8 protein-coding genes are annotated in these 12052 nt (G+C 35.7%); 7 read left to right on the top strand and 1 reads right to left on the bottom strand.

Going from position 1 to position 12052, the window contains the following annotated elements; translation table 11 throughout:
* Positions 1 to 31 precede the first annotated feature (31 nt).
* From ACW0JX_RS11215 to ACW0JX_RS11235, 5 genes are read left to right on the top strand one after another with little or no spacing between them, the layout of a single operon-like run.
* Positions 32 to 7189, top strand: coding sequence for an amino acid adenylation domain-containing protein (locus tag ACW0JX_RS11215; protein WP_459245669.1), 7158 nt, complete (start codon positions 32 to 34; stop codon positions 7187 to 7189).
* On the top strand, positions 7186 to 7410 hold the full coding sequence (locus ACW0JX_RS11220) for an MbtH family protein (RefSeq protein ID WP_000184057.1): 225 nt from the start codon (positions 7186 to 7188) through the stop codon (positions 7408 to 7410). The genes ACW0JX_RS11215 and ACW0JX_RS11220 overlap by 4 nt, the downstream gene beginning before the upstream one ends.
* Entirely contained in the window at positions 7410 to 8840 is a 1431-nt protein-coding gene (locus ACW0JX_RS11225) for an MDR family MFS transporter (protein ID WP_144465469.1), read from the top strand. The genes ACW0JX_RS11220 and ACW0JX_RS11225 overlap by 1 nt, the downstream gene beginning before the upstream one ends.
* Before the next feature lie 57 nt (positions 8841 to 8897).
* Positions 8898 to 9647 (top strand): 4'-phosphopantetheinyl transferase Sfp, encoded by a 750-nt coding sequence (sfp, locus tag ACW0JX_RS11230; RefSeq protein WP_144465470.1) that lies wholly within the window; start codon positions 8898 to 8900, stop codon positions 9645 to 9647.
* 25 nt (positions 9648 to 9672) lie between these two features.
* Positions 9673 to 10215, top strand: a complete 543-nt coding sequence (locus ACW0JX_RS11235) for a hypothetical protein (RefSeq protein WP_053564558.1) — start codon at positions 9673 to 9675, stop codon at positions 10213 to 10215.
* A 38-nt stretch (positions 10216 to 10253) separates the two neighbouring features.
* Here the strand turns inward: ACW0JX_RS11235 and ACW0JX_RS11240 are convergent, their stop codons facing one another.
* Positions 10254 to 10526 (bottom strand): HU family DNA-binding protein, encoded by a 273-nt coding sequence (locus tag ACW0JX_RS11240; RefSeq protein ID WP_001043905.1) that lies wholly within the window; start codon positions 10524 to 10526, stop codon positions 10254 to 10256.
* A gap of 204 nt (positions 10527 to 10730) precedes the next feature.
* Here ACW0JX_RS11240 and ACW0JX_RS11245 point away from each other — a divergent pair, with 204 nt between their 5' ends.
* Entirely contained in the window at positions 10731 to 11498 is a 768-nt protein-coding gene (locus ACW0JX_RS11245; RefSeq protein WP_078400259.1) for a DUF3891 family protein, read from the top strand.
* A gap of 14 nt (positions 11499 to 11512) precedes the next feature.
* Positions 11513 to 12037: a DinB family protein gene (locus ACW0JX_RS11250; RefSeq protein WP_078400260.1), complete on the top strand. Its 525-nt coding sequence runs from the start codon at positions 11513 to 11515 to the stop codon at positions 12035 to 12037.
* Positions 12038 to 12052: the final 15 nt, after the last annotated feature.

The following is a 12052-nucleotide window of genomic DNA, read 5'->3' on the forward strand; positions in this document are numbered from 1 at the left end:
AATAGACTACATAATAAAGGGGTAGTAAAGAATGCCTAACAGTCAAAAGATTCGTCATTCGTTATCATCTGCGCAATCTGGTATGTGGTTTGCGCAACAATTAGATCCGCTTAATCCGATATATAATACTGGGGAATATGTAGAAATAAACGGGAATATTCATCAAGACATTTTTGAATTAGCTGTACGTAAAGTTGTAATGGAAGCAGAAGCACTTCACGTTCGCTTCGAAGAGGATGAAATTGGCCCATGGCAAGTTATTGAAGAATCACAGTTCCATATGCATTTTATTGACGTTCGGAAAGAAGGAAACCCTGAAGAAGCTGCTAAAGTATGGATGAAAAATGATTTATCTATGCCAGTCGATTTGAAAAAAGATACTTTATTTACTGAAGCACTTATTCAAGTTGAAAATAATCGTTTCTTTTGGTATCAGCGCATCCATCACATTGTGATGGATGGCTATGGATTTTCACTTCTTAGCCAAAAGGTAGCGAATGAGTATACATCACTTATAGAAGAAACAAACAAGAATGAAAAGCCATTTGGTTCTCTTGCAAAAGTTGTGCAAGAAGATATTGAGTATCGTGAGTCTAAACAATTTCAGGAAAATCGTACTTTTTGGTTAGAAAAGTTTGCAGATGCCCCAGAAGTTGTAAGTTTGGCAGAACGAGCACCGAGAACATCAAATGGATTTTCACGAGAAACAGCTTATTTATCTAGTTCTAGCACGAAAACTTTACTAGAAGATATCAATATTTCGTTAACAAGTTGGCCGGAATTCATTGTGGCTGTAACAAGTATTTATATGCATAAATTAACAGGTGAAAATGATATTGTTTTAGGTTTACCGATGATGGGACGTCTAGGTTCTGTATCTATTCATACACCAAGTATGGTAATGAATTTAGTTCCACTTCGTATTACAGTAACTCCAAATATAACTCTTGCGGAATTATTGCAGCAAGTTTCTAAAGAAATCCGAGATGTACGTCGCCATTATAAATACCGTCATGAGGAATTAAGAAGAGACTTAAAGTTACTAGGTGAAAATCAAAGGTTGTTTGGACCGTTAGTGAATGTTATGCCTTTTGATTACGGGCTTAATTTTGCTGGAAATCGTGGTATTACGCATAACTTATCAGCAGGACCTGTAGATGATTTATCGATAAATGTATATAAACGTTTTGATCAAAATGAGCTAATGATTCATTTTGATGCGAATCCCGAAGTATATAATGGCGCAGAGCTAGCATTGCATAAAGAAAGATTTATGAATCTATTTGAATTAGTAATAAATAATTATGAGAAAAACGAGCCGATTGGAAAAATAAACATTACTCTGCCTGAAGAAAATCATAAAGTTTTATTGGAATGGAATGAAACGAAGGAAGACGATGAGTTAATCAGTTTACCTATATCATTTGAAAAACAAGTGCAAAAAAATCCAAATAAACTAGCGATTACTTGTGACGGTGTAATCCTTACGTATAAAGAGCTAAATGAACGAGCGAATGAACTAGCACATTATTTAGTAGAAGAAGGAATACGACCAAATCAGTTTGTAGCTTTAGTATTCCCTAGATCAATAGAAATGGTAGTTAGTATGCTAGCAGTCTTAAAGGCTGGTGCATCGTATTTACCAATAGATCCAGAATACCCAGCAGAAAGAGTTAATTATATAGTAAATGATGCAAAACCAGTTTGTATCATAACACATTCATCTGTTTCCTCTAAGTTAGTTATAGAAAAGGATATGAAAAAAATTGTATTAGATGACGAAGAAACGAAACTAGCGTTACATACATATTCTCGTATGAATATAGCATGTAAGAATGATGTATCACTTTTAAACCCAGCCTATACAATATATACTTCAGGCTCAACAGGAAACCCAAAAGGTGTAATTGTTCCTATGAGAGGTTTAAGTAACTTTTTAATGGCTATGCAGCAAAAGTTTTCATTAAATGAAAATGATCATTTATTAGCAGTTACAACGTTTGCGTTTGATATTTCTGCTCTAGAAATTTATTTACCTCTTATTAGTGGTGCAAGTTTAACAATTGCGCAAAAAGAAGACATACAAGAGCCATCAGCATTAACGACACTTTTACAAGAAGAAAGAGTGACAATTATGCAGGCTACACCGACGCTTTGGCAGGCGTTAGTAACTGATTATCCAGAGAAGCTACAAGGGCTAAATATACTTGTTGGTGGTGAAGCTCTCCCAGCGCATTTAGCAAATAAATTAAAAGAATTAGGTTGTTCAATAACTAATTTATATGGACCAACTGAAACGACGATTTGGTCTACTTTCATGAACATTGATGAAGGTGAAAAGGGTATACCACCTATTGGAAAGCCAATTTGCAATACAGAAGTGTATGTATTGGATGCAGGGCTACAACCAGTTCCACCTGGAATTATTGGTGAATTATATATTGCAGGGGAAGGACTTGCAAGCGGATATTTAGGAAAACCTGAGTTAACAGCTGAACGGTTTGTTGCAAATCCTTATGGAGAATCAGGGAAGCGCATGTACCGTACAGGAGATCTTGTGAAATGGCGTAGTGATGGTGCGTTAGAGTACATTAGTCGCGCAGATCATCAAATTAAAATTCGTGGATTCCGAATTGAATTAGCTGAAATTGAAACGGTATTACAACGACATGAAAATATTCAACAAGCGGTAGTAATGGTACGAGAAGATCGTGCAAATGATAAACGCATCATTGCGTATATCGTTGCAGAAGAAAAGGAACCGATTAATCTTTCAGAAATTCGTTCTTATGTTTCAGAAAGTTTAGCGAATTATATGATACCATCGGCATTTGTTGTGCTAGAAGAATTACCATTAACGCCAAATGGTAAGGTTGACAGAAAGAAATTACCTGCTCCTGATTTTAATGGAATGAACAACGAGAGAGTTGCTAGAAATCCGAAAGAAGAAATATTATGTGATTTATTTGCAGAAGTACTTGGTGTTTCTCGAATTAGCATTGATGATAATTTCTTTGAAATGGGTGGACATTCACTTCTCGCATCTCGTTTAATGGCAAGAATTCGTGAAACGTTAAGTGTGGAATTAGGAATTGGGAAACTATTTGAATCACCAACTGTTGCCGAACTGGCGAAACAATTAAACCATGCAAAAAGCGCAAGACCAGCTATACAGAAAGCAAGTAGGCCAAATGAAGTTCCACTTTCATTTGCACAGCGCAGGTTATGGTTCTTAAATTGTTTAGAAGGTCCAAGTCCTACTTATAATATTCCGCTAGTCATTCGTATGAATGGAATATTGAATCGGGAAGCATTACAAGGTGCTTTTTATGATGTAGTTGAGAAACATGAAACACTTAGAACAATTTTCCCTAACATATTAGGTAGTTCCTATCAGAAAATTTTAGATATGGAAAACTTAAATCTAGAAATGGTTATAACTAATACATGTAAAGATGAATTAGAAAGTGTACTTTCAGAGGCGGTAAGATATAGTTTTAACCTCGATATTGAGCCGGCAGTTCGTTTGCAACTTTTTACAGTAAGTGAAAACGAACATGTATTATTAATTTTATTACATCATATTGTAGGTGATGGCTGGTCATTACAGCCGTTAACGAGAGATTTTACAGCGGCGTATAAAGCACGATGTCAAGGTGACAGAGTTCAGCTGGAGACACTACCAGTTCAATACGCAGATTATGCACTTTGGCAACAGCAATTGCTAGGTGATGAAACGACACCAGAGAGTCTTATTTCAACACAATTAGATTTTTGGAAAGAAGAACTTAAAGGTTTACCAGACCAAATGGAGTTACCTACAGATTTCCAGCGTCCAATTGAGACGAGTTACCGCGGGGAAACAATTCATTTTCATATAGATGAAGGTATGCATAGTAGGTTAGTAGAGCTTGCACGTAAAAATGGAGTTAGTTTGTTTATGGTATTGCAAGCAGGGCTTAGTGCACTATTTACAAGATTAGGTGCAGGCACTGATATACCAATTGGAAGTCCGATTGCTGGAAGAAATGATGATGTACTTTCAGATATCGTTGGTTTATTTGTAAATACATTAGTGTTACGTACAAATACGTCAGGAGATCCAAGCTTTAAAGAATTATTAAATAGAGTGAAGCAGGTAAATCTTGCAGCTTATGAAAATCAAGATGTTCCATTTGAAAGGCTTGTTGAAGTGTTAAATCCAGTACGTACTCGAAACAGCCACCCGTTGTTTCAAGTTATGTTAGCTTTTCAAAATACACCAGAAGCAACGTTTCATGCACCAGATTTAGAAGCGAGCCTTGAAATTCAAAGCGTTGGTTCTGCAAAATTTGATTTAACATTTGAAATTAGTGAGAGTAACGAGGTTGATGGTACTCCGAACGGTTTACATGGATTACTAGAGTTTAGTACCGATTTATATAAACGTGAAACGGTTCAAAAACTAATAGAACGATTCATTTTGTTATTAGATGATGCAGCTACAAATCCGGATCAATCAATTGGCAGATTAGAAATATTAACTGTAGCAGAGAAAAATACAGTGTTAGAAAAGTGGAATGGTGGTTTTCAAATTGCACCAGAAATGACATTGCCACAATTGTTTGAAAAGCAGGCTCATATAAATCCAAATTCTATAGCTGTTGTCTTTGAAAATAAGAAATTAACTTATGAAGAGTTAAATAGAAAAGCAAATAAAATAGCTCGATTCCTAATAGCAAAAGGGATTGGTCCTGATCAACTCGTTGCTTTAGCGATGCCAAGATCATTAAACATGGTTGTAAGCTTATTAGCTGTTCTTAAAGCTGGTGCTGGATACCTTCCGTTAGATCCAGATTACCCAGCAGACCGCATTTCATTTATGCTACACGATGCGAAACCATCATGTGTTTTAACGAATTCAGAAGTGGAAATTGAATGTGATGAGGCACTAAAAGTTTTAGTTGATGATGTGAAAGTAATAGCAGAAGTTGAGAAATATAGTGAAGAAAATATTGATGAAGTGGAACGAATTAAGCCATTATCTCCATCACATATTGCTTACGTTATTTATACGTCAGGCTCAACGGGTAGACCGAAAGGCGTTATGATACCTCATCAAAATGTAGTAAGACTTTTAGGAGCAACTGATCATTGGTTCCAGTTTGACGGAAACGATGTTTGGACGATGTTCCATTCATACGCTTTTGATTTCTCGGTTTGGGAAATTTGGGGACCTTTATTATACGGAGGGCGTTTAGTTGTAGTGCCACATACTGTAAGTCGCTCACCGAAAGAATTTTTACAGCTTCTTGTTAAAGAAAAGGTTACGGTTTTAAACCAAACTCCATCAGCGTTCTATCAATTGATGCAAGCAGATCGTGAAAATGAAGAGATTGGCCAAAAATTATCTTTACGATATGTTGTTTTTGGAGGAGAAGCACTTGAGCTAAGTCGCTTAGAAGATTGGTATAGTCGACATCCTCATAACGCACCAAAGCTTATTAATATGTACGGTATTACGGAGACGACAGTACATGTTAGTTATATTGAATTAGATGAAACTATCGTCTCTTTACGAGCAAATAGTTTAATTGGGTGCAGTATACCTGACCTTAAAGTGTATGTGTTAGACAACTATTTACAACCAGTGCCACCTGGAGTAGTTGGAGAAATGTATGTTGCAGGTGCAGGGCTTGCGCGTGGATATTTAGGAAGAGCAGGATTAACGGCTGAACGCTTTATCGCAGATCCATTTGGCAAGCCAGGTACAAGAATGTATCGTACAGGAGACTTAGCTCGCTGGCGTAAAGATGGGACGCTAGATTATATAGGACGTGCAGATCATCAAATAAAAATTCGTGGATTTCGAATTGAATTAGGAGAAATAGAAGCAGTCATAATGAAGCACCCTAAAGTTGAGCAAGTAGCCGTTATTGTACGGGAAGATCAACCAGGGGATAAACGGTTAGTTTCTTATATCGTTGCATCAAATAATGAAGCGATTGATACGAATGAAATGCGTCAGTTTGCTGGTGGTAGTTTACCAGATTATATGGTTCCATACGCTTTTGTAGTAGTAAATGAGTTACCTTTAACTCCAAACGGTAAATTAGATAGAAAGGCATTGCCAGCTCCAGAATTTATCGCATCATCTTCTAGTCGTGGTCCAAGAACACCGCAAGAAGAAATGTTATGTGACTTGTTTACAGAAGTGCTAAGTGTACCTCAAATTGGAATTGATGACGGATTCTTTGATCTTGGTGGCCATTCACTCCTTGCAGTACAGCTTATGAGCCGCATTAAAGAGGCGCTTGGAGTGGAACTAAACATTGGTACTTTATTTGCAGCACCGACTGTTGCAGGGTTAGCTGAAAGACTTGAGATGGGGAATGGTCAAAGTGCACTTGATGTGTTGCTTCCATTACGAGCAAGCGGGGATCAATTACCACTATTTTGTGTACATCCAGCAGGTGGATTAAGTTGGTGCTATGCAGGACTTATGAAATCTTTAGGGACAGATTATCCAATCTATGGTGTACAAGCACATGGTATCGCTAAAAATGAAGAACTTCCAAAAAGTTTAGAGGAGATGGCGGCGGATTACTTGAAACACGTTCGTGAAGTACAGCCTCATGGACCATATCGTTTATTAGGTTGGTCGCTTGGAGGAAATGTTGTGCATGCAATGGCGGCGCAATTACAAAATGAAGGGGAAGAAGTAGAATTACTCGTTATGCTTGATTCTTATCCTGGACACTTCTTACCGAATACGGAAGCGCCTACTGAAGAGGAAGCGTTAATCGCATTACTTGCTTTAGGCGGATATGACCCAGATAACATGGATGGTAAACCACTTACAATGGAAAGTGCAGTTGAAATCCTTCGTAAAGATGGAAGTGCATTAGCAAGTCTTGAAGAAGAGACTATATTGAACTTGAAAGAAACATATGTAAATTCAGTAGGGTTGTTAGGGAAATATGTACCGAAAGTTTATAATGGAGATATCTTATTCTTTAGATCTACTGTTATACCAGACTGGTTTGATCCTATTTCTCCAAATACGTGGCTAAATTATTTAGACGGGCAAATTGTGCAGCACGATATTGATTGTAGACATAAAGATCTATGTCAGCCAGGTCCGCTTACGGAAATTGGACAAGTATTAGCGAAATATTTGCAGAATAAGAAAGGGGTAAGTAGAGTATGACGAATCCATTTGAAAATGATAATTACACATATAAAGTATTAATAAATGAGGAGGGCCAATATTCTCTCTGGCCTGCTTTTCTCGATGTACCTATTGGCTGGAATGTCGTATATGAAGAAGCTAGTAGGCAGAGCTGCTTAGAATATGTTGAATATAACTGGAAAGATTTGAATCCAAAAAGTAATCAAGTTCGTGAAAAAACATTAGCAGGAAAACGATAATGAAAGCAAAACTAAATCCAAAAGTAGTCGTAAGTATCGTTTATATAACTGCGATGTTTATGGCTGCGATGGACGCAACGATTGTAAATGTAGCACTACAAACGATAAGTAAAGAACTACAAGTAACTCCATCTGCAATGGGGACGGTTAATGTTGGGTATTTAGTTAGTTTAGCTGTTTTCCTTCCGATTTCTGGTTGGTTAGGAGATCGATTTGGTACGAAAAGAGTGTTTTTAATTGCTCTTTTCGTATTTACAATTGCCTCTGCTTTATGCGGAATGGCTAACGATATTACTTCATTGAATATTTTCCGTATTATTCAAGGTGCTGGTGGAGGGCTTTTAACACCGGTTGGAATGGCAATGTTATTTCGAACATTTTCACCAGAGGAAAGACCGAAGATTTCTCGGTTCATTATACTTCCAATTGCTGTAGCACCAGCAATTGGTCCTATCATCGGTGGTTTCTTTGTAGATCAAATGTCTTGGCGTTGGGCATTTTATATTAATCTACCGTTTGGAATCGTTGCATTGCTCTTTGGACTTCTATTTTTAGCAGAGCATGTTGAAAAATCAGCTGGTCGCTTTGATTCTCTCGGCTTTATTTTATCAGCACCAGGATTTGCGATGCTCATATATGCACTCAGCCAGGGACCATCAAAAGGGTGGATTTCTCCAGAAATTATGAGTACTGGGATAGCTGGGGTTGTATTCATTACATTGTTTATAATCGTAGAACTGAAAGTAAAGCAACCGATGTTAGATTTACGCTTATTAAAAGAACCAGTCTTTAGAAAGATGAGCCTTATATCATTATTTTCATCAGCTGGTTTACTAGGAATGTTATTTGTTTTTCCACTTATGTATCAAAATGTGATAGGAGTTTCCGCGCTGGAATCAGGACTTACGACATTTCCAGAGGCGATTGGATTAATGATTTCTTCACAAATTGTGCCATGGTCATATAAGAAATTAGGAGCTCGAAAGGTAATTTCTATAGGATTAATTTGTACGGCGATTATCTTTGTTTTATTAAGTTTTATAAATCACGATACGAATCCGTGGCAAATTCGGGCATTATTGTTTGGTATCGGTATTTTCTTAGGTCAATCTGTCGGTGCGGTGCAATTTTCTGCCTTTAACAATATCACGCCGCCTTCCATGGGGAGAGCGACTACTATATTTAATGTGCAAAATCGATTAGGTTCAGCGATAGGAGTAGCTGTTTTAGCTAGTATACTAGCTGGTTTTGGAAGTAATAACGTTCAATCCAATTTTTTACCATATCAAGCAGCATTAATTGGATCAGCAATATTTTTGCTCATAGCACTACTATTTTCTTTACGTATTTCCGATAAAGAGGTAATGTCAAATAAGAAAGAAAAAACATTATCTGTATCAAAAAAAGAGAAAGCACTCGTCAATGAATAACAATATACGTATGCTTTTTTATGAAAATTGATATTCGTTGAATAAAGGAGAGTTTACATGATAGAAAGTAAAGTTGTAGATTCTGTTCCAACTTTGAATGAGAATGATTGTCAAATATGGTGGGCAAGAATTTCAGATTTACAATCATGGCATTACAATTTACTAAATGATATAGAGCGAGAGAAAGCAAATTCGTATCATCATTCGGCAGATCGAGCTCGTTTTATAATAGGTTGCGTAATTAGTAGATTAGTTCTCGGTAAGATACTTTCTATGTCACCAGTCCAAGTACCAATTGATCGAATGTGCTCAGTATGTAAATTGCAACATGGTAGACCACAATTACCAGAAGGTATGCCGCAATTATCCGTTTCACATTCAGGTGAGTGGGTTGTCGTTGCATTTACAAAATCTGCACCTGTTGGCATAGATGTAGAACAAATGAATCCTAATGTAGATGTTATGAAAATGGCAGAAGGTGTATTAACAGACATTGAAATAGCGCAAGTTATGAAACTACCAAATGAACAGAAAATAGAAGGTTTTTTAACATATTGGACTCGAAAAGAAGCGGTGCTGAAAGCGACAGGTGAAGGACTAATGATTCCGCCAGTACATATTACAGTATCAGCTCCAAATGATCCTCCAAACTTGTTGGTTTTTAAGGATAGACAAGAGTTAGCAAGTAATACAATGATGGAAGATGTAAGGTCTAGTTTAGATTATAGGGCCTCTGTTGCAATATTCAGTAAGGAAGTAACTGAAATTACGCAATTAGACGCGGCAGCACTTTTAAATCTTAAATAAAAAAATTATAGAAGAGGTGTTCCTCATGTTAGTAGCGGAAAATAGAAAGAATGAATTCACTTATAACGTACAAGCAATTAAAAATATTTTATTTTCTGGAGATACATCATCCATTCATGCTTTAGAAAAGCTTTTAAATGATACAGTTCAGTTTGATGTTCTTGAACAAGAGGCACTTGGTAGACAGAACATTCCGAAAGAAGCAAAGAATTTCTTTGATAAAGATGGAACATTTCTTTACCGTGTATCTAATGTTAGTTATAAAGGAAAGGTGTTATCTGAAAATCTAATTTTTGCAGACACTTCGTTTTTACCGGACGCAATAAAGAGTGAATTAGAGAGTGGAAATATTCCTGTTGAAAAGCTTATAGAAAAGATGGAAGTAAGAAGAAACGTATTATATGAAGGATATCAGCCATCTGGAAATATTATTGAATTGTTTGATGGATGTTCTGTTACAGCGAATGTGTATCCAACTAGAAAGTATCAAATTGTAAGTAACTGCAAATGTGTATTTTATATTTGTGAAGTGTATCATGCAGAGAATATAAAGCAATTGCTTAAATAAAAACGAGAAACCAGCCTATAAAATGGCTGGTTTCTTGTTTATTTAACAGCTTCTTTTAATTCTTTACCTGCTTTAAATGCAGGAACTTTACCAGCTGCGATTTGAATTTCTTCGCCAGTTTGCGGATTACGTCCTGTACGAGCAGATCTTTCGCGCACTTCAAAAGTTCCAAATCCGATTAATTGAACTTTATCGCCAGATTGTAATGCATTAGCAATTGTGTCAAATACGGATTGTACAGCTGCAGAAGCGTCCTTTTGAGAAATATCAGCTGATTGTGCTACGTTTTTAATTAATTCTGTTTTGTTCATGTTTTCACCTCATAAAAAAATTTTTGGAATGAATGTTTTAGTATAATAGATAGTAAAGATAAAGCTATCACTATGATTAGAAAGAATACTATATAATTATGTTAATTTCGTTGCAAGAGACTGAATCCCTTCTATTATTTAGGGATTAATTAAGAATCGATGCATATAAAAAGCTTTAATATGAGGATGAGGGGGAGTATATGAATGATTTTTCGTGAAAAAAATGAGAAGGAAAGTATATTAATTCGTCAACATGATCATGGTTTTTTAGCTGGAGAGATTGCAAAGCATATAAAAGAAGACTTTTTTGAAGGTAAAACATATTTAAAAGAAACAGTTGATGCAATATATGAGCATGACAGAGGATGGATAGAGCTAGATAAAGTACCAATTTTAAATGATGCTAAAAATATTCCATATACATTTATGGATTGTCCAAGCCCATTACGTTTTGTTTTTTATACGATTGGTTTGAATGAAATTGAAAATTATAATCCATACGGGGCATTGCTTTGCAGTAAACATTTTTTATCATTTCCACTAAACGAGGAAGATGAAGAGATGATGTCATTTTATAAACATGAATTAGAACGACAAAAAAGAATTTTGAAAACGTTAACAAAGGAACAGTTTGCGATGTTTGATAAACATTATAGATTATTAAAGTTTTGTGATGAACTTTCTTTATACGTATGTATGAATAAGCCTGGTGTAAAAAAGAAAGATGAAATTGATTTATTTAAAGATGGTTTTGAAGGAACAGAAATGTTTAATAGTAAGGATGAGAAACTTATTCAAGCTGAATGGGTGGACGAGGAAACAATTCGGATTACACCATTTCCATTTCAAACAGAATTTCATACGTATGTAAAATATAAAACGATAAATAAACATGAAATGAAAGAAAAAGGGATTGCAAAGGTTGATAGAGAATCGGAAACGAAGAAACAAATTATACGTTTCATACAATAGGGAGGTAATATAAATTGAAAGATTATATATTAAAGCAGTTTGATTACCATGCTTGGGCTAATACTAGATTATTCGATCGATTAAAAGAGTTATCAAACTATGAGACAATTTTTAATGAACAGATACAGAGTGTATTCCCATCCATTAAGGATACTTTTGTGCATATTTATATTACAGATCAAGTGTGGTTACACATATTGCATGGTAAAAGTATGAATGAAGCAATACAAGACCGAGAAGATTTACGAAAACAAATTGAAACTAAATCGTTACATGAATTAGAAAAAATGTTTGAAAACATGGCAAATCAATATAAAGACTTTTTAATTACAATACAAGATGTGAATGCTGTATTTGTTATTGAGAATCCATATGTAGGGAAATTAGAAACTTCGATTTTAGAATTAGTGCAACATGTCGTAAATCATGGTACATATCATAGAGGAAATATAACAGCGATGATCCGTCAACTTGGTCATTCGTCGACAATGATGGATTTTGTACTGTATTTACATATGGTTAAAAAGCAGGGAGAGTAATATAGTTTGTAAGAA

The organism is Bacillus sp. C-3-6, from assembly GCF_054509685.1.